Here is a 21,036-nt window from a genome sequence, read left to right on the forward strand (position 1 = left end):
CCCGCCTGCCGCGGTGCCTGTCCGCTAAGCAGGGACGGATAGGGTCACGTCCTGTGGATGACGGCATTGACGGGGTACAGGCCCCACTGTGGGGGCCGCAGCCTGAGCAGGATGCGGAGCTGGAGGCCGTGGCGGCGGCGATCCTGCGGCAGGATCTGGACGGAGCGCGCTTCGCCGGTGCGATCCGCAGGAGCATCGACATGCTCCTCGACGGGCAGCACACCGGCCGCTTCCGCTGGGAGCAGCTCTACAAGACCGAGAAGGCCCATATGGGGACCCTCGTCGAGATCAATCTCCAGCGTGAGTTCGGCTTCGGCGACGGGGAGGCGATGGACTACCGCATCGTCGGCATCGACGTGGACTGCAAGTTCTCCCAGACCTTGGGCAACTGGATGATCCCCCCGGAGGCCGTCGGGCACCTGCTGCTGGTGGTCTGGGCCAACGACGTCAAAGCGCAATGGTCCGCCGGCCTGGTGCGCGCGGCTCCCGGCAGTCTCAACGCCGGTGGGAACCGCGATGCCAAGACCACCCTGAACAAAGCAGGGCGGGAAGCCATCCGCTGGCTTTTCCGTGAGGCCCCGCTCAAGGAGAACATGCTGCTCGGGCTCTCGCCGGATGATGCGGACTCGGTCTTCGCCCAGAAGTCGGGACAGGGCCGGGTCGACGAGCTCTTCTTGCGTGCCCAGGGGAGGCGCGTCAGCCGGACCGTGGTCGCCACCGTGGCCATGCAGGAGGACTACATGAAGCGGGTCCGCTACAACGGCGGCTCCCGCTCGCGCCTCCAGTCCCGCGGCATCGTCATCCTCGGCCATTACACAAGCCACGGCGACATCGCGCGTCTGCTGGGCGTGCCGGTCCCCCAAGCAGGCGACTCGGTCAGCGTCCGGCTCGCCCGCCGGCAGGCGTACCACAGCGACGCGCCCTACATAGAATTGAACGGGGAGCAGTGGGTACGAGCACTGCCGTCGGACCCCGAAGAGACCGTTCCGAAACTGCCCGAGATATGAGCGCGAAAGCAAACGACGCCGACGCAGGCGCTGCATGGACAGCGCCGAAGGGCTCGTGGGCCTCATCAGCCGCCAACCGGCGCAGCATGCTGGGAAACCGCGCTCGCGATACCGCCCCGGAGCTGGCCCTGCGCTCCCTCGTCCACGCGGCCGGGCTGCGCTACCGCGTCGCGGCCAAGCCGCTGCCCGGCATGCGCAGGACCGCCGACATGGTGTTCCGTCCTGTCCGGGTCGCGGTGTTCGTCGACGGCTGTTTCTGGCACGGATGTGGCCAGCACTTCGTGCCACCGAAGACCAACCCCGACTATTGGCGGGAGAAGATCGGCGGCAACATGCGCCGCGATCGCGAGACCGACGCACGATTGGAAGACGCCGGATGGCTAGTCCTGCGCTTCTGGGAGCACCAGGCGGCGGGCGAGTGCGCGGCGGCCGTGGTCGCGGCTGTCAGCGAGCGCAAGGCAATGCGGGAGCGCCGGAGCGGACCGTGATCTGGCCGGGGCCGGCATTGTGCCTGCGCCCCGGCCCAACGCGGCTCAGCTGATCTTGGCTTTGTTCACGGCGAACAGCTCGTGCCTCTCGTGGCCTTCCTGACCCACAAAGGCCTTGAACTCGCCGAGGGTATAGGCGTAGGTGCCGCCAGAGCGCTTCGCCCGCTCGATCACGAAGTCCCTCTCGAGGTGGGCCAGATGGCGCTCCACCTCGGGCTCGCTCAGCTCCACCCCGCCCTTCTGGAGCTTGGTGATGATCTGGCTCATGCCGACCGGACGGTCAGCCCCGCGCAGAAGCTTGTAGACGGGGTCGTGGATCACCTCGGTGGTCTCCACAAGTTTGACAGGCTTGCCCTGCTTCGTAAGAGCCGCGTGAATGGACTTCCCAACCGCTGCAGCCACAGGCGGGGGGAAGGCGTTGCCGATCTGGCGGTACCGCGTGGTCTTGCCGCCAGTGAACTTCCACTCCCCTTCCTCCCAACCCTGGATGCGGGCGACCATCTCGCACGTCAGCTTCGGTCCTGGCTTGCCTTCGGGCGCGGTCCACCCAGCCTTCGGTGGCGCGTCAGCCACACCCATGGCATCTACGCCCAGCTTCGCCCATGCGGCCTTGGCCCTGGTGGGTCCGAGGTCGGCGCCGCCGTGCTTCTTCGAGCCGCCGACAATCGTCGGGGCGATGCTGAGAGCGCCCTGCGCCCATGCCGCAGCGCCCTTCCAGCCCTCGGAACCCATCATGCGTTCCAGGGTTCCGCCCACCGTCGGCTTATCCCCTTCGAGCGGTTCAGGCCAGGTGAAGTATTCGGCGTACTCGCGTTGCAGGGCGACCAGCACGAAGCGGGGCCGCAGCTGCGGGACGCCGAAGTCCGACGCCTGGAGCAGCCTCCACGAGGCCACGTAGCCGCACCTCTGAAGCTCGTCCAGTACGTGCTGGCGGTACGCCGCGAAGCGGTTGGCGCTGAGGCCGCGCACGTTCTCCAGCAGGAGGGCCTTCGGCTCTACAGTCTTAACCTGGCTGACCGCCCAGGCGAAGAGATCGCGCTCGTCGGTGGCCCCGAGCTGTTTGCCGGCGATCGTGAAGGGCGGGCAGGGCACCCCCCCGGCGAGTAGATCGATGCCGTGGTAGTCCTCCGGGTGCCACACGTCCCGGCTGGCCACATCGCCCTCTACGACCTGCCAGTCCTTCCGGTTGCGCCGAAGCGTCTCCGCTGCGTTGGGGTCGAGTTCAACCGCCAGCTTGTGCCCGAAGCCTGCCCGCTCCAAGCCCAGGGCCTGGCCCCCCGCCCCAGCGCAGATCTCGACCGCAAGAAGCTTCGACATTCGTCCTCCATCACGTGCACACCGCCGGGCCGACAGACCGTGGTCCGGCCTCTTTCGCTCTGCGCGTCCGATGAGATTCGAACGCACTAGCGACCCGTCCTCTGCGGACGAACATCCCAGCTTCTTTCCGGACAGTCCAGCATGACGGCCGAGTACATCTGACCGTGAACGCGAACCCCGGCACGCCAGTCTAAGTGCAGGTCGAACCACAGCCTGGGACGCCGCCCCCGCATCGGCTCAGCGCCAGTCACCACAGTGACCCACCCGCGCCTCTGGCTGCGGCAAGCCCTGCCTAGTCGTCCCGGGGCGCCTACGGATCTGACAACGCGAGCTTCCCTTCAAGACCGCGGCTGCACAAGATCGGCCCACTGAGCTGCTGCGAGTCCTGGTCGGACCCTGGTCGTTCTTCGAGTCCGAGTTCGTTGTGTTCGACGTCTCGGTGCCCTTGCTGGTGCCGTGCGCACCCGTCTCGACGACCTGCACAGAAAGCCCAGCGAGCGGCGGCCGAACTGGCGACGCTGGAGCAGGCTGCGGCCTGATGTGTGCCAGATAGGTGCTGAACGCCAGCGGCCCCTTCACCCGAGACGGGTGAAGGGGCCGCTGAACTGCGAAGCACACGGTGGAGCCTAGGAGATTCGAACTCCTGACATCTGCCTTGCAAAGGCAGCGCTCTACCAACTGAGCTAAGGCCCCGTGTCGCAGACAGCGTACCCGTTGCGGGGGGTCGAGCTGAAACGGGTTGAGGGGGTGGGACGGGTGGCACCCTCGCGCCCGGGCGGGGGCACTGGCAGAGTCGGGTCCGACGGATCGGGGTCGGTGAAGGGGGCGGACGGCAGGCCATGGGCGAGGTCTTCGCGGGTCGGTACGAGCTGGTGGACCCGATCGGGCACGGCGGGGTCGGGGCGGTGTGGCGGGCATGGGACCGGCGCAGGCGGCGATACGTGGCCGCGAAGGTGCTCCAGCAGAGTGACGCCCACGCGCTGCTGCGCTTCGTACGGGAGCAGGCGATGCGGATCGACCACCCGCATGTGCTGGCCCCGGCGAGCTGGGCCGCGGACGACGACAAGGTGCTGTTCACCATGGACCTGGTGTGCGGCGGGTCGCTGTCGCACCTGGTCGGGGAGTACGGCCCGCTGCCGCCGCGGTTCGTGTGCGTGCTGCTCGACCAGCTGCTGGCCGGGCTGACCGCGGTACACGCCGAGGGCATCGTGCACCGGGACATCAAGCCCGCCAACGTCCTGCTGGAGGCGACCGGCACGCGCGCCCCGCACGTGCGGCTGTCGGACTTCGGGATCGCGATGCGCAAGGGCGACGCCCGGCTGACCGAGACCAACTACGTGGTCGGCACCCCCGGCTACTTCGCCCCGGAGCAACTGCTCGGCGCCGAACCGGACTTCGCGGCGGACCTGTACGCGACCGGCCTCGTCACGCTCTACCTGCTGGGCGGCCGGAAGCCGGACGCGCAGGCGGTGCAGGACCGGTTCCTGGAGATGGGCATGCCCCCGGCGCCGTTGGGCGTGCCGGGCCCGCTGTGGCAGGTGGTCGGCACCCTGCTCCAGCCGGACCCGTACGCGCGGTTCCGTACGGCGACGGGCGCGCGCAAGGCGCTGGGGGCCGCCATGGAACTGCTGCCGGAGGGTGCGCCCGGCGAGGAACCGGTGGAGATCTTCGACCAGATCGGCCCGCTGCCCCCGGGCTTCGGCCCGGACGGGCCGACCGTCGCGGACCGGGTGGCCGGCGGCCCGCTGACCATCGACCTGTCCGGCCCGCCAGCAGAGCCTGCAGAGCCCGCGGAATCCGCAGGGCCCGCAGGGCCCGCAGGGCCCGCAGAATCGGCCCAACCCGCCGCCCCGCAACCGTCGTTCCCGTACCCGCCGGCCCACGGCCCCGCGACACCCGGCCCCGCAGCTCCCCGCCCCGCAACTCCCACTCCCGACCCGACCGGCGCCGCCCAGGCCCAGTCCTCGGCCGCCCGAGCCCCACGGCTGCCTGCCGGGACGCCGTACCCGGAGTACCCGGAGTCCGTACCCGCCCCGCAGCCGCCCGGAAAGCGCCGCCAGGCGCGCCACGCCGCCCCGACCCCTGCCGCGGCCTCGGAGGCCGTCCCCGCGCCCGCCATGGCGCCCGACAGCCCGCAGGGGCCCCCGACCCACCCGCCCACCCGCCCCGACCACGTGGCGCTGCCGCTGCCCGAGCCGGTCCCCTCGGCCGGGCCCAGCCATGCCGCCGCCCACTCCTCCGCCGACACCGCCTCCACCGAACTCCCGGCCCGCCGCGCCAAGCCCGGCCCGCCGGCCAGAGTCGCGGTCCCCGTCCTGGTCCTCGCCCTGCTCTGCTTCGCGGTCGGCATCGCGGCCCTGATGGCGTCCTGAGCGAACCCGACGTCCCAAGGTCCCGATGTCCCAAGATCCCGACGTCCCGGGACCGCGCGGGCTGCGGAAGTCCGCGCCGGGTCAGCCCCGTGCCGGCCGCCACCGTGCCGCGCCGAACCACACCGCGAGCACGAGCAGCAGCAGTGTTCCCACCGCGAACGCCCCGTACGCGACCAGGCGCAGCGCCGAGGAGGACGAGCCGCCGGTCGCGGTGCCGTCGGCCGCCGCCACGTCATGCGCGTCGACGCCGATCCCGGCCGCGCCCGGGTTCCCCGAGTACGCCGGGGCGGCCTGCGCCGCGCCATGCACCTGGACCCGCAGCGTGACCGGCACCGGCCCGCTGACCTGCTTGGCGACGTCCGGATGCACGGTGACCGCGAAGTAGTACCAGCCCGCGACCGCCACCCGCTGCACCATGTCGTCGTCCGACGAGCGGTTCGCGTAGGCCACCGTCGGCAACTGCTCGACCAGCGAGGTGGGCGCGCCGGAGTACGAGCCGTCGGCACCGTCGACGTACTGCCGGACCGGGCTGAAAGCCGTCAGCCGCACACCGGTGTTGACGAAGTCGAGCGAGCTGCCGATCAGCGGCGCGCTGGAGAAGTCCGCGAAGACGGTGGGCTGCTGGCCCCAGTCCACCGGGACCTTGTAGAAGCGGGTCTCGCCGGGCAATACCCGGTCCTTCCAGACGCCGGTCCTGATCGCGGCCGCGGTCTCGAAGGAAGGGCCGCCGGACGCCTGCCGCACGGTGCCGGTGGTGAGCGGGGTCGGGGAGGCGGTGGCGCCGGTCGTGGCGGGGGCGGGCGGCGGCACGGAGCCGGGCTTCAACGGCGGTTCGAGCACGTAGCGCAGTTCCAGCGGCCAGGCCGCCTGATCCGAGCCGGGGTCGGAGGTCCGGTGCACCTGGAGGGTGTACTGGTCGGCGCGCCGGCAGTCGTCGTCCTCGTCGCCGGTGGCGCGCTCCACCGCGGTGCCGACCGGGCGGGCGTCGCCGTCGTCGTCGAAATGGCCTTCGCGGCTGTCGCACTCCGAACCGTCGGCGCTGACCAGCTTCAGCTCGAGGCCGTCGTCGTAGGTCACCTTCGAGCCGGACCGCGGCACCGCGAACGCCGAGGCGTAGGCGGAGGACTTCGCGTCCAGCGCGATGCCGTACATCCGGGTCTCGCCGGGCTTGATGCTGTCCCGGTACGTGACGCCGGCCTTCATCGCGGGCGCGTCGGCCGTGGTCGCCGCGCCGTCGAGCACGCTGCCCCGCGGCTGCCAGGTGGCCGGCGCGGTGGGTGCCGGGGCCGGGCTCCCGCCGTCCGCCGCCGCCGGGCCCGTGGCCGCGGCCAGCAGCAGTAACGCGGCGGCCACACCGAACGTCGTGCGCTTCATCCCCTGCTCCTGTCCCCACCGATCAGAGCGCGATGCACCGGCACCGTATCGAAGCCCGCGGGAACGGCGAAGGCCCCGGTCGCGCTGTGCGACCGGGGCCCGGAGATCGCCCCCACGCCTTGCGGCGTCCTGCTAACGGCGTCTCACACGTCTGTGCCGGAGCCACCCGGGACCGTGTCAGTGGCTTCCGTCCACAGGTCCTGCTCGGCGCGGTCCGCCTGGATCTGCCGGTACACGAACAGCCCGGCAACGGCGGCCAGGGCGATCAGGAGAATCTTCTTCATCGCCTGACCCTCCTCCTTCTAGCGTGAGACGAGCTTCTGACCCGCCCGACTATACACAGCAGCCGATACCGAACGGTTACCTGGCACCGAAAACGGGTAGGGCATCACGCCCGGTGGAAGTAGCGCTCCCGCGACCGGCCGAACCTCACAGGCGCCGAACCCCACCCAGCCGAACCTCACCCGCCGCGGAACCCCGACGCAGCGGCCTCGGCCGGAGAACGACGAAGGCGGCCCGGTCCTCAGGGACCGAGCCGCCTGTCTGCGAGTGGGGCTACCAGGACTTGAACCTGGGGCCTCTTCCTTATCAGGGAAGCGCTCTAACCGTCTGAGCTATAGCCCCGCGCTGCACCGAAAGATTAGCGCACCAGGGGCCGTGGCCCAAAATCGGTTACTCGTCCTCGGCGAGAGTCAGCTCGATGCCGCCCACGAAACCCGAGGAGAGGTTGTAGATGAAGGCACCGAGCGTCGCCAGCGCGGTGGCGAGCACCACGTCGATGACCGCGATCACCGTGGTGAAGAGCATCACCCGGGACAGCGACAGGAAGCCGACGAGGTCGAAGCCGCCCTTGCCGCCCTCGGTGGAGGTCGCGTCGCTGATCGTGGAGCCCACGGCGCTGAACACGCCGATGGTGTCGAGCACCATCCACAGCACGGCGACCGCGATGATCGTGCAGATGCCCAGCGCGATGGAGAGCAGGAAGCTGACCTTCATCACCGACCACGGGTCGGCCTTGGCCACCCGCAGCCGCGCCTTGCGGGTGCGCGGCGCCGTCCGGGCCGCGGGCCGCGGTCTGCGCACCCCGGCCGCCGCCGGCGAGCCCGAGGTCCCGCCGGGAGCCCCGGCAGGAGCGCCCGGCGGGCGAGGCGGCGCATAGGCGGCCGGCGGCTGATGCGGCGACTGACGGGTGTCCGTCACGGTGTGTCCCCCCTCCTGCGGACCCTTGCGGTCCGCGGAGCCGCTAGGCCCGGCTCCCCCGGCCGAGCCATGGGCACCGCCTGTCCGGCCGGCACCGTGCGCACCGCCCGTCCTGCCGGACCCGCCCGCGGCGCCCATGGCTCCACTCACGGCTTACTCCTCTGGTTCACCGGCCGCGGGCTCGGTGCCCGGGACCGCAGCGTCATGCCCTGTCGTGCTCGTGTCGTCCTGCGCCGCTGCCTGCGCCGCCGCGCCGTCCTGCTCATCCGGCTCCGCGCCGTCCAGCTCCACGCCGTCCGGATCATCCTCCGCTTCGGCGTTCCGCGCGATACCTACCACCGCGTCCCGCTTGCCGAGATTGATGAGCTGAACGCCCATGGTGTCACGACCGGTCTCCCTGACCTCGTTGACCCGCGTGCGGATCACACCGCCGCTGAGCGTGATGGCGAGGATCTCATCGGTCTCCTCGACCACCAGCGCCCCGACCAGAGAGCCCCGGTCCTCCACGATCTTCGCTGCCTTGATACCGAGCCCGCCGCGCCCCTGCACGCGGTACTCGTCGACCCGCGTCCGCTTGGCGTACCCGCCGTCGGTGGCGGTGAAGACGAACGTACCGGGCCGGACGACGTTCATGGAGAGAAGTTCGTCACCCTCGCGGAAACTCATGCCCTTGACCCCGGAGGTGGCCCGCCCCATCGGCCGCAGCGCGTCGTCCGTCGCGGTGAAGCGAATGCACTGCGCCTTGCGGCTGACCAGCAACAAGTCGTCCTCGGCGGAGACCAGCTCGGCGCCGATCAGCTCGTCGGACTCGGCCGCGCCACCCTCCTCGGCCGCTCCCGCGTCGCGCAGATTGATCGCGATGACGCCGCCGGAACGCGGGGAGTCGTAGTCCTTCAGCGCGGTCTTCTTCACCAAGCCGGACTTCGTGGCGAGCACCAGATACGGCGCCGCTTCGTAGTCCTTGATGGCCAGGATCTGGGCGATCCGCTCGTCCGGCTGGAAGGCCAGCAGGTTGGCGACATGCTGGCCGCGGGCGTCGCGTCCGGCGTCCGGGAGCTCGTACGCCTTGGCGCGGTAGACGCGTCCCTTGTTCGTGAAGAACAGCAACCATTGGTGCGTGGTTGTGACAAAGAAGTGGTCGACGATGTCGTCCTGCTTCAGCTTGGTGCCGCGCACGCCCTTGCCGCCGCGCTTCTGCGAGCGGTAGTCCTCGGTCTTGGTGCGCTTGACGTAGCCGCCACGGGTGATCGTGACGACGATGTCCTCTTCGGCGATCAGGTCCTCGATGGACATGTCACCGTCGAAGGGCACCAGCTTGCTGCGCCGGTCGTCGCCGAACTTGTCGACGATGGCCTGCAGCTCCTCACTGATGATCTGCCGCTGGCGCTCGGGGGAGGCCAGGATCGCGTTGTACTCGTTGATCTTCGCCTGGAGCTCGTCGTGCTCGGCGATGATCTTCTGCCGCTCCAGGGCGGCCAGCCGGCGCAGCTGCATCTCCAGGATCGCGTTCGCCTGGATCTCGTCGATCGTCAGCAGGCCCATCAGGCCCTCGCGCGCGGTCTCGACGGTGTCGCTGCGCCGGATCAGCGCGATGACCTCGTCGATCGCGTCGAGCGCCTTGAGCAGGCCGCGCAGGATGTGGGCGCGCTCCTCGGCCTTGCGCAGCCGGAAGCGGGTGCGCCGGACGATGACCTCGACCTGGTGGTTCACCCAGTTCCGGATGAACGCGTCCAGCGACAGCGTGCGCGGCACCCCGTCGACCAGCGCCAGCATGTTGGCGCCGAAGTTCGACTGGAGGTCGGTGTGCTTGTAGAGGTTGTTCAGCACGACCTTGGCGACGGCGTCGCGCTTGAGCACGATCACCAGTCGCTGGCCGGTGCGCGAGGAGGTCTCGTCGCGGACGTCCGCGATGCCGCCGATCCGGCCGTCCTTCACCAGGTCGGCGATCTTCTGCGCGAGGTTGTCCGGGTTGGTCTGGTACGGCAGCTCGGTGACGACCAGGCACTGCCGGTTCTGGATCTCCTCGACCTCGACGACCGCGCGCATGGTGATCGAGCCGCGGCCGGTGCGGTACGCGTCCTCGATGCCACGGCGGCCGACCACCAAGGCGCCGGTCGGGAAGTCCGGGCCCTTGATCCGCTCGATCAGGGCCTCGAGGAGTTCCTCGGAGCCGGCCTCCGGGTTGGCCAGGAACCACTGGGCGCCGTCGGCGACCTCCCGCAGGTTGTGCGGCGGGATGTTGGTGGCCATGCCGACCGCGATCCCGGCCGAACCGTTGATCAGCAGGTTCGGGAAGCGGGACGGCAGGACCGTCGGCTCCTGGTTGCGGCCGTCGTAGTTGTCCGTGAAGTCGACGGTCTCCTCGTCGATGTCCCGGACCATCTCCATGGCCAGCGGCGCCATCTTGCACTCGGTGTACCGCATGGCGGCGGCCGGGTCGTTGCCCGGCGAGCCGAAGTTGCCGTTGGAGTCCACCAGCGGCATCCGCATCGACCACGGCTGCGCGAGGCGGACCAGCGCGTCGTAGATCGAGGAGTCGCCGTGCGGGTGGTACGTACCCATCACGTCACCGACGACGCGGGCGCACTTGTAGAAGCCCTTCTCCGGCCGGTAGCCGCCGTCGTACATCGCGTACAGCACCCGGCGGTGCACCGGCTTGAGGCCGTCGCGCACGTCCGGCAGGGCGCGCGAGACGATGACGGACATCGCGTAGTCGAGGTAGCTGCGCTGCATCTCCGTCTCGAGCCCGACGGGCTCGATGCGCAGTCCGCCGGACTCGTTGCGCTCGTCCATCTCGGACGCGGGGAGATCGGGCACGGGAGGGGTGTTGGGGGTCTCGTCGGCCATCGCTGTCTGATAGTCCTTTCACACGGCCGGAAGTCGGGGCCGACTCAGATGTCCAGGAACCGGACGTCCTTGGCGTTGCGCTGGATGAAGGTGCGGCGCGCCTCCACGTCCTCGCCCATCAGGACCGAGAACAGGTCGTCGGCCTGCGCCGCGTCGTCCAGGGTGACCTTGCCGAGCACGCGGTGGTCGATGTCCATGGTGGTGACCCGCAGCTCTTCCGCGTTCATCTCGCCGAGGCCCTTGAAGCGCTGGATCGAGTCCTCGCGGATGCGCTTGCCGCTCTGCTTGCCCAGCGCGACCAGCGCGTCGCGCTCGCGGTCGGAGTAGGCGTACTCCCAGTCGTCGCGGCCCCACTTCACCTTGAACAGCGGCGGGCGGGAGAGGTACACGTGCCCGGCCTCCACCAGCGGGCGCATGAAGCGGAAGAGGAAGGTCAGCAGCAGCGTGTTGATGTGCTGGCCGTCGACGTCGGCGTCCGCCATCAGGATGATCTTGTGATAGCGGAGCTTGTCGATGTCGAAGTCCTCGTGCACACCCGTGCCGAAGGCCGAGATCAGCGCCTGGATCTCCTGGTTCTGCAGGATCTTGTCGATCCTGGCCTTCTCCACGTTGAGGATCTTGCCGCGGATCGGGAGGATCGCCTGGTACTGCGGGTTGCGGCCGGACTTCGCCGAGCCGCCGGCGGAGTCACCCTCGACGATGAAGATCTCGCACTTCGTCGGGTCGTTCGACTGGCAGTCGCTCAGCTTGCCGGGCAGCGACGCGGACTCCAGCAGCCCCTTGCGGCGGGTGAGGTCCCGCGCCTTACGGGCCGCGACCCGGGCGGTGGCCGCCTGGATCGACTTGCGGATGATGTCCGTGGCCTCGTTGGGATTGCGGTCCAGCCAGTCGGTGAGGTGCTCGTGCACGACCTTCTGGACGTACGTCTTCGCCTCGGTGTTGCCGAGCTTCGTCTTCGTCTGGCCCTCGAACTGCGGCTCGCCGAGCTTCACCGAGATGATCGCGGTCAGGCCCTCGCGGATGTCCTCGCCGGTGAGGTTGTCGTCCTTCTCCCGCAGCAGCTTCTTCTCCCGCGCGTAGCGGTTGACCAGGCCGGTCAGCGCCGCGCGGAAGCCCTCCTCGTGGGTGCCGCCCTCGTGGGTGTGGATCGTGTTCGCGAAGCTGTAGACACCCTCGCTGTACTGGGTGTTCCACTGCATCGCGACCTCGACCGACAGCAGCCGCTCCTTGTCCTCCGCCTCGATGTCGATCACCGTGGGGTGGACCATCTCGCCCTTGCGCGAGTTGAGGTACCGCACGTAGTCGACGATGCCGCCCTCGTAGTAGTACGAGGCGGAGAGCGGCTTGCCCTCCTCGTCGACGTGGTCGGGGCGCTCGTCGGTCAGCGCGATCCGCAGGCCCTTGTTGAGGAACGCCATCTCCTGGAGGCGCCGGGAGAGCGTCTCGAAGGAGTAGTCGGTGGTCTCGAAGATGTCGGGGTCGGCCCAGAAGGTGACCGAGGTGCCGGTCTCCTCGGTGGCTTCGTGCTCGGCCAGTGGCGCGGTGGGCACGCCCAGCTTGTACTCCTGCGTCCAGCGGCGGCCCTCGGTGCGGATCTCGACAGCGACGCGCGTCGACAGCGCGTTGACCACGGAGACGCCGACGCCGTGCAGACCGCCGGAGACCGCGTAGCCGCCGCCGCCGAACTTGCCGCCCGCGTGCAGCACGGTCAGCACGACCTCGACGGCCGGCTTGCCCTCCGAGGGGATGATGCCGACCGGGATGCCGCGCCCGTTGTCCACCACACGCACGCCACCGTCGGCGAGGATCGTGACATCGATGGTGTCGGCGTAGCCGGCCATCGCCTCGTCGACCGAGTTGTCGACGACCTCTTGCACGAGGTGGTGCAGGCCCCGCTCACCGGTCGAGCCGATGTACATACCGGGGCGCTTGCGCACCGCCTCAAGCCCTTCCAGCACGGTGATCGCACTGGCGTCGTAGGACTTGTTGGAGTTCTCGTTGGGGTTGCCGGAATCGGCCACGAAGCGCCCTTTCTGGCACAGCACGAGCCTGGTCCCACCGAGGTGGGACCGGCTGCGATGTTCTGACTGTGGTTCGACGGTTCCGCTGGGGTACCCCTGCCGGACTCGCCGGACTGCCAGGGGAGGGCGGTCTCGTATCAGTCTACCGGTAGCGCCGACATGAGTGGGGCTTTGCCGGTACCTGAGTTCCCATGTGCCGCCCAAACCCTGCCGCGCCCGACTCCCTACACGCGGACCCGGTGCCGAAACCGCTCACGCGGGCGTCCAGGGCTTCCGGCTGTCAACCCTTCGCTACGCTCAGCAGGGGCATCCGTGCGCCACTCGCTCACCCGTATGTGTCACCGGGACCGCGGCTGCCGGGCGCCCGCAACCGGCCGTACGACCGGCTCGGTCCGGCCGGCGCCAGCACCTTGATCACCCGCACCGTGCCGTGCCCGAGATCGGCGTTGAGCCGGGCCACCAGGGTGGGCGCGAGCAGCCTCAACTGCGTGGCCCACGCGGTGGAGTCGCACTGGACGGTCAGCACCCGCTCGTCCTCGTCGTACCGGTCCGGCGCGCAGTGCAGCGCCACCTCGGGTCCGACGAGCTGGGGCCAGCGGCCCATCACCCCGCCGACGGCGGCCGGCGCCTCCCAGCCGCGCTCGGTGATCAGCCGGTTGATCGCCGCGCCCAGCGGCAGCGGGTCACGGCCGTCCGCCCGGGCGCCGCTGCGCAGGCCGCCCCGGCGGGCCTGCTTCTTCTGCACCGCGGCCGCGCCCCGGGCGCGCGCCTGCTCCTTCGCCGCCCGCAGCGCCACGCGGGCGAGATCCACGCCCGATGTGCCGCCCGACGTGCCGGCTGCGGCCGACGGGTCCGGGCCGCCGGATGCCGCGCTCGACGCCGCGCCGGACCCGGCGGTGGACGCGGTGCCCGCCGCCGCGCCGTCCTGCCGCGGTACGGCCCTGCCGCCGCCGTCCTCGCGCCGCGCCTTCGCCCGCTCGCCTTCGCTCATGCCCGCTGCACCGTCCCGTTCTGCACCGCGAACCGCGAGCCCACCAGCACTCCCGGCACGTCGTCGTCGACCGCGGCCGTGACCAGCACCTGCTCGCCGGGCGCGACGAGTTCGGCCAGCCGCTCCCGGCGCCGGGTGTCCAGCTCGGCGAAGACGTCGTCCAGCACCAGCACCGGCTCCCGGCCGTCGGAGCAGAGCAGTTCGTACGACGCCAGCCGCAACGCGAGGGCGTACGACCACGACTCGCCGTGGCTGGCATAGCCCTTCGCCGGCAGCGGGCCGAGCTTCAGCACCAGGTCGTCGCGGTGCGGGCCGACGAGCGTGACACCGCGCTCGATCTCCTGCTTGCGGGCCTCGCCCAGCGCCTCCAGCAGCCGCCCGTACAGGTCCTCGCGGCCGGTCGCGCCCGCCATCCGCTCGTCGCCGATCGAGCCGCGGTACTCCAGGCCGACCGGGCCGCCGCCGGGCGCGAGTTGCTCGTACGCCTTGTCGGCCAGCGGCTGGAGCGCGGCGACCAGGTCGAGCCGCTGGGCGAGCACTTCGGCGCCGACGCGGGCCAGGTGCTGGTCCCACACGTCGAGCGTGGACAGGTCGGCGCCGCCCGTCCTGCCACCGGGGCCCGCGGCCGCCCGGCTGCCGTGCCGGCGGGCCAACGCGGCGGACTTCAGCAGGGTGTTGCGCTGCTTGAGTACCCGTTCGTAGTCGGCGCGCACGCCGGCGAGGCGCGGCGCGCGGGCGGTGACCAGCTCGTCGAGGAAGCGGCGGCGCTCGCCGGGGTCGCCCTTGACCAGCGCCAGGTCCTCCGGCGCGAACAGCACGCTGCGCAGGATGCCGAGCACGTCCCGCGGCCGGACCTGCGAAGAGCGGTTGATCCGGGCCCGGTTGGCCTTGCCCGGGTTGATCTCCAGCTCGACCAGCTGCTGCCGGTCGCCCTGCACCACCTGGGCGCGTACCACCGACCGCTCCGCGCCGAGCCGCACCAGCGGGGCGTCCGAGGCGACCCGGTGGCTGCCGAGGGTGGCCAGGTAGCCGACCGCCTCGACCAGGTTGGTCTTGCCGTGCCCGTTGGGCCCGACGAAAACCGTGACGCCCGGGTCGAGGGGGACCTCGGCCCGGGCGTAGGAGCGGAAGTCGGCGAGCGAAAGGTGCGCTACGTGCATCGCGTGCTGTGGCGCTGGGCGCGCCGACCTCCCTGCTGTGACGTGCGGTGCGGTACCGCTCGGCCTATTCGGCCGCGGTGACCGCGTGACCGCCGAACTCGTTGCGCAGCGCGGCGATCATCTTCATCTGCGGCGAGTCCTCCTGGCGGGACGAGAAGCGGGCGAAGAGGGACGCGGTGATCGCGGGCATCGGCACCGCGTTGTCGATCGCGGCCTCCACGGTCCAGCGGCCCTCACCGGAGTCGTCCGCGTAACCGCGCAGCTTCTCCAGGTGCTCGCTCTTGTCGAGCGCGTCCACAGCCAGGTCGAGCAGCCAGGAGCGGATCACCGTACCCGACTTCCAGGAGCGGAAGACCTCGCGGACGTCGGTGACCGAGTCGACCGCCTCCAGCAGCTCCCAGCCCTCGGCGTACGCCTGCATCATGGCGTACTCGATGCCGTTGTGGACCATCTTGGCGAAGTGGCCGGCGCCGACCTTGCCGGCGTGCACCGCGCCCGAGTCGCCCTCGGGCTTGAGGGCGTCGAAGATCGGCTGGGCCTTGGCGACGTCCTCGTCCTTGCCGCCGTACATCAGCGCGTAGCCGTTGGCGAGGCCCCACACGCCGCCGGAGACGCCGCAGTCGACGAAGCCGATGCCCTTGGCGGCCAGCTCGTCGGCGTGCTTCTCGTCGTCGGTCCAGCGGGAGTTGCCGCCGTCGACCACGAGGTCGCCGGGGGAGAGCAGCTCGCCGAGTTCGTCGATGGTGGCCTGGGTGGCCGGGCCGGCCGGGACCATGACCCACACCACGCGCGGCCCGTGGAGCGCGTCCACAAGTTCCTTGAGGCTGTGGACATCGGCGAGGTCCGGGTTCCGGTCGTACCCGATGACAGTGTGGCCGGCGCGGCGGATGCGCTCGCGCATGTTGCCGCCCATCTTGCCGAGACCGATGAGACCGAGCTCCATCACTGACCCTTCGTTCGAAGCATTCGACGCGTCACGCCTGACGCGTGACCGCGGCACCTGGCTGGACCGCCTTGCCTGACCTGATCCGACCACGAGCCTACGTCGGCCCGCGTTCCCGGCCTCAGCCGGACAGGCGCACCGGCATGATCAGGTACTTGTACGCGTCGTCGGCCTCGGCGTCGACCGCCGGCCGCCCGCTGAGCAGAGCGGGCTTGGTGGAGGTCGTGAAGGACAGCTGGGCGGCCGGGGAGTCGATCGCGCTCAGGCCGTCGAGCAGGAACGTCGGGTTGAAGGCGATCGAGATGTCGTCGCCGTCGAGCTTGGCGTCGACCCTTTCCACAGCCTGTGCGTCGTCGCTGGAGCCGGCCTCGAGGGTGAGCACGCCCTGCTCGAAGCTCAGCCGCACCGGGGTGTTGCGCTCGGCGACCAGCGCGACGCGCTTCACCGCCTCGACCAGGGGCGCGGTCTCGATCACCGCGACCGAGGCGAACTCGGTGGGGAAGAGCGTGCGGTACTTCGGCAGGTCGCCTTCGAGCAGCCGGGTGGTGGTGCGGCGACCGGCGCCCTCGAAGCCGATCAGCCCCTCACCGTCGCCCGCGCCGGCCAGGGCGATGGAGACGGTGTCACCGCTGGTGAGCGACTTGGCGGTGTCCTGAAGGGTCTTGGCGGGCACCAGCGCGACCGCGGAGATGTCCGCCTGCTCGGGCTTCCACAGGAACTCGCGGACCGCGAAGCGGTACCGGTCGGTGGCGGCCAGCGTGACGGTGTCGCCCTCGATCTCGATCCGCACACCGGTGAGCACCGGCAGGGTGTCGTCGCGCCCGGCGGCGATGGCCACCTGGGCCGCGGCGGCGGCGAAGACCTCACCGGGGACGGTGCCCGAGGCGGTGGGCATCGCTGGCAGCGCCGGGTACTCCTCGACGGGGAGGGTGTGCAGCGTGAAGCGGGAACTGCCGCAGACCACGGTGACCCGCACGCCGTCGGTGGAGATCTCCACCGGGCGGTTGGGCAGCGCCCTGGAGATGTCGGCGAGCAGCCGGCCGGAGACCAGCACGGTGCCCTCTTCGTCGACCTCGGCCTCGACCGAAACCCGCGCCGAGACCTCGTAGTCGAAGCCGGAGAGGCTGAGCTTGCCCTCCTCGGCCTTGAGCAGCAGTCCGGCGAGTACGGGCACCGGGGGACGGGCCGGGAGGCTGCGGGCTGCCCAAGCCACTGCCTCGGCGAGTACGTCGCGCTCCACCCGGATCTTCACCGGAACCGCCTCCTGCTTGTTGCTGGCTGTCGGGGACCAGTCTGACGCACAGGACTGACAGTAGGTGCGGGTTGGCGTCAAGCCGTGACCCGAGCCGCGGGGCGGTGCCGGGCCGAGTTGTGCACACCCCCCGCTTCGAAACGACTTCGCAGCTCTCTATGTGTAGTCGTAGTAGTAGGGGTTGTGGATACCGTGGATAACCGGTTCCTTCGCAGGTCAGGCCCGGTTTTTTATCCACCGAGCCTGTGGGTGACGGCGGTGGATAACCAGGGGCTGCTGTGGACGGCGGAAAGTTGTGCACACCCGATACACAGGGCGACCCGACTTGTCCCCAGCTCCGTCCCCAGAAATACCCGGGTTCTCCCCAGCCCAACCCACCTCCTTGGTGTGACGGCTTTCACTCGTTCGTGGGATCGATCGTGTTTCGTTGCCGAACAGTGGACGAGCATGTGGAGAAGCGGCCCGAAGCTGTGCACAACCCAGGGCATCCTGTGGGCGAGCGGTGGACAACTTCTCATCCCCGGTGCAGGGTTGCCCGATTCATCCACAGTCTGTGGATATGGGTTACCCACATTTCCACACCCCGCTGAGCTGGGCAGACGGCCCTTGAGCCGACTGGCCTGTGGAGACGAATCTGGACAACTCCGGTGTCCCCAGGGTGTGGACGGCGGTCCGGCGACGTTTCTGTGGAGAAACGGATCTCCGGTGGGGGTAATCGAACAGCCGGAAACGGCGAGTGCCCCGGGAGCGGGGCTCCCGGGGCACTCGTGGGCGGTCGTGGGCGCGGTCGTGGGCGGTCGAGGACGCTCGTGGGCGCGGTCGAGGACGGTCGAGGACGCTCGAGGACGCTCGAGGACGCTCGAGGACGCCCCCGCCGTCAGCTCTTGATGCGGTTCGTCAGCTCCGTCACCTGGTTGTAGATGGAGCGGCGCTCGGCCATCAGCGAGCGGATCTTCCGGTCGGCGTGCATGACCGTCGTGTGGTCGCGGCCGCCGAAGAGCGCACCGATCTTCGGCAGGGACAGGTCGGTCAGCTCACGGCACAGGTACATCGCGATCTGCCGGGCGGTGACCAGCACCCGGCTGCGGGAGGACCCGGACAGGTCGTCCACCGCGAGCCCGAAGTACGCGGCCGTCTCCGCCATGATGGCGGTGCCGCTGATCTCCGGTACCGAGTCGTCGCCGCCCGGGATCAGGTCCTTCAGCACGATCTCGGTGAGCTGGAGGTCGACCGGCTGCCGGTTGAGGCTGGCGAAGGCGGTGACCCGGATCAGCGCGCCCTCCAACTCGCGGATGTTGCGCGAGATCCGCGAGGCGATGAACTCCAGTACCTCCGGCGGCGCGTTGAGCTGCTCCTGCACCGCCTTCTTCCGCAGGATCGCGATCCGCGTCTCCAACTCGGGCGGCTGGACGTCGGTGATCAGGCCCCACTCGAACCGGTTGCGCAGCCGGTCCTCCAAGGTGACCAGCTGCTTCGGCGGCCGGTCGGAGGAGAGCACGATCTGCTTGTTCGCGTTGTGCAGGGTGTTGAAGGTGTGGAAGAACTCCTCCTGCGTCGACTCCTTCTGGGCCAGGAACTGGATGTCGTCGACGAGCAGGATGTCCATGTCCCGGTACCGCTTGCGGAAGGCGTCCGCCTTGCCGTCCCGGATGGAGTTGATGAACTCGTTGGTGAACTCCTCCGAGCTCACGTACCGCACCCGGGTGCCCGGGTAGAGGCTGCGCGCGTAGTGCCCGATGGCGTGCAGCAGGTGCGTCTTGCCGAGACCGGACTCGCCGTAGATGAAGAGCGGGTTGTACGCCTTGGCGGGTGCCTCGGCGACGGCGACCGCGGCCGCGTGCGCGAAGCGGTTGGACGCGCCGATCACGAAGGTGTCGAAGAGGTACTTGGGGTTCAGCCGCGCGGTCGGCTCGACCGCGCCGCCACCGTTCCCGCTGCCCGGCTGCTCGCTGCGCGCGGCCGGCACCCCGCCCGGCTGCTGGTACCCGGCCGGCGGCATGTACGACTGCGGACCGCCCTGGTGCGGGCCGGAGCGGCCCTGCTGCTGGTGCCCCTGGTGCGGCACGCTCGGGTAGCTGTCGCGCGGCTCGGGCCGGTAGCGCCGTTCGTCGTACGGCTCCGGGCGGCTGTCGTACGACTCGGACCTGCCGCCGTCGTAGGAGTCCCGGGGGGAGCGCCGCTCGTCATAGGAGTCGCGGCGCACCTCGTACGGCTCGCGTTCCTGGAACTCGACCGGTGCGGGCACGCCCCAGCTGCCGAGCTTGGGCTGCTGCCAGTCCTGGCGGTCGTCAGGGTAGGCGGGGCGCATCCGCATCTCGTGGGCGTCGCGCGGATCGCGGTTGTCACGGTTGTCGCGGGCGCCGAGAGGGTCACGGGCGTCGTGCTGGTCGCGGGGGTCCCGGCCGTCGCGCGCGTCCCGGGGGTCCCGGCTGTCGTGCTGGTCGCGGGAGTCGTGCATGTCGCGCTGGTCGTGGTCGTCGGCCGTTTCCACGGGAGGCCGGGGCGGGTGATCCTGCTCGCCGCCCGAGGCGACCGCGATCGCGATCCCGACCGAGTGACCGAACTCACTGCTGAGCACCTTGGTGATCAGCGGCAGCAGCCGGCCCTCCAACACGTTCTTGGCGAACTCGTTGGGAGCGGAGAGCACCGCGGTGCCGGCCACCAGGGCCAGCGGCTGGGTGCGCTGCAGCCACTCCGTGTCCTTCGGTTTCAGCTCGCTGTCCACCAGGAGCTTCTGCAGGACCCGTGGCCACACTGCGGCAAGATCGGCAGTCACGTCGGCCACAGTGCACGCTCTCTCGGGTCGCTTGGTGGTGCGGAAAACTCCCGCGAAAGTGTGAACCTCCGGAGGGGCGGGGAGTGTACGAAGTTCGGTACCTGGATGAGCCCGGAGTCCAGTCACGGTAGTCAGGCCAGTGTGCGCGGTTCAAGTCGTTGTCCACAGGGTGTGTACAAACCTCGGGGTGTCGCGGCCGGGTTTGACCGGATGGCCTAGCCGCACGTACCGTATCGAGGTCGAGTTGTCGATGGCTGCTGCCGCCTGCCTACCGATGGGCGAAGATCTTCCGGGTGCCTCCGGCCTCCGGGTGGTTGTCAAAGCGGTACACCCGATCAGTCCGCGAGCTTCCTCGTGGGCGCACGGTGACAGCCAGGCGACGCACCGCTGCCATCCCGATCCCCCTGGAGCCCCAGAGTGAGCAAGCGCACCTTCCAGCCGAACAACCGTCGCCGCGCGAAGACCCACGGCTTCCGTCTGCGCATGCGGACCCGCGCCGGCCGTGCCATCCTCTCGACCCGCCGTGGCAAGGGCCGCGCCCGCCTGTCCGCCTGATTGCCACAGGTCTCATGCCGTGCTGCCCACCGAGAATCGGCTGAGGCGGCGCCAGGACTTCGGCGAAGCGGTTCGCCGTGGACGCCGGGCGGGTCGCCCGCTGCTGGTCGTCCATCTGCGCCGCGACGCCACGGACCCGCATGCGCCAGGGGGAGGCAGTCCCCCGGCGCGTGCGGGTTTCGTCGTAAGCAAAGCGGTCGGCAACGCCGTGCAACGCAACCTGGTCCGGCGTCGACTGCGTCATCTGGTCCGGGAACGTCTGCCGCTGCTGCCCCCCGGTAGCCTTGTGGTAGTACGCGCGCTCCCCGAGGCGGGAAGCGCGGACCATGCACAGCTAGCCCTCGACCTGGACGCCGCGCTCCAGCGGTTGCTGGGCCGTGACACCCGTGGCGACGCCGAGGGGAGGGTGGCTCGATGAAATACCCACTACTGGCACTGATCAAGCTCTACCAGTGGACGATCAGTCCCCTGCTCGGCCCGGTGTGCCGGTACTACCCCTCCTGCTCGCACTACGGATACACGGCCATCGACCGGCACGGCGCCATCAAGGGAACCGCGCTGACCGCGTGGCGCATCCTGCGGTGCAACCCCTGGTCGCCAGGTGGCGTGGATCACGTCCCGCCGCGTAAGCGGCCGCGATGGCACGAACTGCTGCGCCGCTACCTGCGGGGCGGCTCCGACGGGCCCGTCACGCCCGAGCCCACCGGACCCTCTCACGCCCAAGGAGCCTGAC

17 protein-coding genes and 2 tRNA genes are annotated in these 21,036 nt (G+C 70.2%); 6 read left to right on the top strand and 13 right to left on the bottom strand.

All coding sequences use genetic code 11. The features are described 5' to 3' along the window. Positions 1-53: 53 nt before the first annotated feature. Positions 54-1,007, top strand: a complete 954-nt coding sequence (locus ACIPAE_RS09205) for a NaeI family type II restriction endonuclease (RefSeq protein WP_402444002.1) — start codon at positions 54-56, stop codon at positions 1,005-1,007. After that, positions 1,004-1,495: a very short patch repair endonuclease gene (locus ACIPAE_RS09210; RefSeq protein ID WP_402444004.1), complete on the top strand. Its 492-nt coding sequence runs from the start codon at positions 1,004-1,006 to the stop codon at positions 1,493-1,495. The genes ACIPAE_RS09205 and ACIPAE_RS09210 overlap by 4 nt, the downstream gene beginning before the upstream one ends. A 45-nt stretch (positions 1,496-1,540) precedes the next feature. On the opposite strand, the gene dcm is transcribed toward ACIPAE_RS09210, so the two are convergent. Next, positions 1,541-2,812, bottom strand: a complete 1,272-nt coding sequence (gene dcm, locus ACIPAE_RS09215; protein ID WP_402444006.1) for a DNA (cytosine-5-)-methyltransferase — start codon at positions 2,810-2,812, stop codon at positions 1,541-1,543. A gap of 620 nt (positions 2,813-3,432) precedes the next feature. Next, positions 3,433-3,505, bottom strand: a tRNA-Ala gene (locus ACIPAE_RS09220). Positions 3,506-3,651: 146 nt separating this feature from the next. On the opposite strand from ACIPAE_RS09220, the gene ACIPAE_RS09225 reads away from it, so the two are divergent. Next, entirely contained in the window at positions 3,652-5,184 is a 1,533-nt protein-coding gene (locus ACIPAE_RS09225) for a protein kinase (protein ID WP_402444007.1), read from the top strand. Between the two features lie 81 nt (positions 5,185-5,265). Here the strand turns inward: ACIPAE_RS09225 and ACIPAE_RS09230 are convergent, their stop codons facing one another. The 11 genes from ACIPAE_RS09230 to dnaA all read right to left on the bottom strand — a co-directional run bounded on the left by ACIPAE_RS09230 (position 5,266) and on the right by dnaA (position 19,757). After that, positions 5,266-6,558, bottom strand: a complete 1,293-nt coding sequence (locus tag ACIPAE_RS09230) for a hypothetical protein (RefSeq protein ID WP_402444009.1) — start codon at positions 6,556-6,558, stop codon at positions 5,266-5,268. Between the two features lie 143 nt (positions 6,559-6,701). Then, complete coding sequence (locus ACIPAE_RS09235) at positions 6,702-6,842, bottom strand: DLW-39 family protein (RefSeq protein ID WP_328466668.1); 141 nt, start codon at positions 6,840-6,842, stop codon at positions 6,702-6,704. Between the two features lie 266 nt (positions 6,843-7,108). Further along, a tRNA-Ile gene (locus ACIPAE_RS09240) sits at positions 7,109-7,182 on the bottom strand. A gap of 48 nt (positions 7,183-7,230) precedes the next feature. Next, a complete protein-coding gene (locus tag ACIPAE_RS09245; RefSeq protein WP_402444483.1) occupies positions 7,231-7,896 on the bottom strand; it encodes a DUF3566 domain-containing protein in 666 nt (221 codons plus the stop codon). Between the two features lie 15 nt (positions 7,897-7,911). Beyond that, complete coding sequence (gene gyrA / locus ACIPAE_RS09250; RefSeq protein WP_329366979.1) at positions 7,912-10,605, bottom strand: DNA gyrase subunit A; 2,694 nt, start codon at positions 10,603-10,605, stop codon at positions 7,912-7,914. Between the two features lie 44 nt (positions 10,606-10,649). Further along, complete coding sequence (gyrB, locus tag ACIPAE_RS09255; protein WP_328466633.1) at positions 10,650-12,650, bottom strand: DNA topoisomerase (ATP-hydrolyzing) subunit B; 2,001 nt, start codon at positions 12,648-12,650, stop codon at positions 10,650-10,652. Between the two features lie 301 nt (positions 12,651-12,951). Next, positions 12,952-13,617, bottom strand: a complete 666-nt coding sequence (locus tag ACIPAE_RS09260; RefSeq protein ID WP_402444011.1) for a DUF721 domain-containing protein — start codon at positions 13,615-13,617, stop codon at positions 12,952-12,954. Further along, positions 13,614-14,777 carry a DNA replication/repair protein RecF gene (gene recF, locus ACIPAE_RS09265; protein ID WP_329366981.1) on the bottom strand — a complete coding sequence of 388 codons (1,164 nt, stop codon included), beginning with the start codon at positions 14,775-14,777 and terminating at the stop codon, positions 13,614-13,616. Before recF ends, ACIPAE_RS09260 begins: the two co-directional genes overlap by 4 nt. A 64-nt stretch (positions 14,778-14,841) precedes the next feature. Further along, a complete protein-coding gene (gnd, locus tag ACIPAE_RS09270; RefSeq protein ID WP_366411227.1) occupies positions 14,842-15,777 on the bottom strand; it encodes a phosphogluconate dehydrogenase (NAD(+)-dependent, decarboxylating) in 936 nt (311 codons plus the stop codon). A 64-nt stretch (positions 15,778-15,841) separates the two neighbouring features. Continuing rightward, a complete protein-coding gene (gene dnaN, locus ACIPAE_RS09275) occupies positions 15,842-16,972 on the bottom strand; it encodes a DNA polymerase III subunit beta (protein WP_328466625.1) in 1,131 nt (376 codons plus the stop codon). 877 nt (positions 16,973-17,849) lie between these two features. Then, entirely contained in the window at positions 17,850-19,757 is a 1,908-nt protein-coding gene (gene dnaA / locus ACIPAE_RS09280) for a chromosomal replication initiator protein DnaA (protein WP_402444013.1), read from the bottom strand. A 408-nt stretch (positions 19,758-20,165) separates the two neighbouring features. Between dnaA and rpmH the strand changes: the two genes are divergently transcribed. The 3 genes from rpmH to yidD are packed head-to-tail and all read left to right on the top strand — an operon-like array spanning position 20,166 to position 21,035. Continuing rightward, complete coding sequence (gene rpmH / locus ACIPAE_RS09285; RefSeq protein WP_103886005.1) at positions 20,166-20,303, top strand: 50S ribosomal protein L34; 138 nt, start codon at positions 20,166-20,168, stop codon at positions 20,301-20,303. 19 nt (positions 20,304-20,322) lie between these two features. Further along, positions 20,323-20,721, top strand: coding sequence for a ribonuclease P protein component (gene rnpA, locus ACIPAE_RS09290; RefSeq protein ID WP_328466619.1), 399 nt, complete (start codon positions 20,323-20,325; stop codon positions 20,719-20,721). Beyond that, on the top strand, positions 20,718-21,035 hold the full coding sequence (yidD, locus tag ACIPAE_RS09295) for a membrane protein insertion efficiency factor YidD (protein WP_202234819.1): 318 nt from the start codon (positions 20,718-20,720) through the stop codon (positions 21,033-21,035). Before rnpA ends, yidD begins: the two co-directional genes overlap by 4 nt. The last annotated feature ends 1 nt before the right edge of the window (position 21,036 follow it).

Source organism: Streptomyces sp. NPDC087270 (genome assembly GCF_044744625.1).
Taxonomy (GTDB): Bacteria; Actinomycetota; Actinomycetes; order Streptomycetales; family Streptomycetaceae; genus Actinacidiphila.

Coding starts and splice junctions, on each gene's coding strand:
- yidD (WP_202234819.1), top strand. CDS start 20,718: ATGAAATACCCACTACTGGCACTGATCAAGCTCTACCAGTGGACGATC.
- ACIPAE_RS09260 (WP_402444011.1), bottom strand. CDS start 13,617: ATGAGCGAAGGCGAGCGGGCGAAGGCGCGGCGCGAGGACGGCGGCGGC.
- ACIPAE_RS09230 (WP_402444009.1), bottom strand. CDS start 6,558: ATGAAGCGCACGACGTTCGGTGTGGCCGCCGCGTTACTGCTGCTGGCC.
- recF (WP_329366981.1), bottom strand. CDS start 14,777: ATGCACGTAGCGCACCTTTCGCTCGCCGACTTCCGCTCCTACGCCCGG.
- ACIPAE_RS09225 (WP_402444007.1), top strand. CDS start 3,652: ATGGGCGAGGTCTTCGCGGGTCGGTACGAGCTGGTGGACCCGATCGGG.
- ACIPAE_RS09245 (WP_402444483.1), bottom strand. CDS start 7,896: ATGGGCGCCGCGGGCGGGTCCGGCAGGACGGGCGGTGCGCACGGTGCC.
- ACIPAE_RS09210 (WP_402444004.1), top strand. CDS start 1,004: ATGAGCGCGAAAGCAAACGACGCCGACGCAGGCGCTGCATGGACAGCG.
- ACIPAE_RS09235 (WP_328466668.1), bottom strand. CDS start 6,842: ATGAAGAAGATTCTCCTGATCGCCCTGGCCGCCGTTGCCGGGCTGTTC.
- dcm (WP_402444006.1), bottom strand. CDS start 2,812: ATGTCGAAGCTTCTTGCGGTCGAGATCTGCGCTGGGGCGGGGGGCCAG.
- gyrA (WP_329366979.1), bottom strand. CDS start 10,605: ATGGCCGACGAGACCCCCAACACCCCTCCCGTGCCCGATCTCCCCGCG.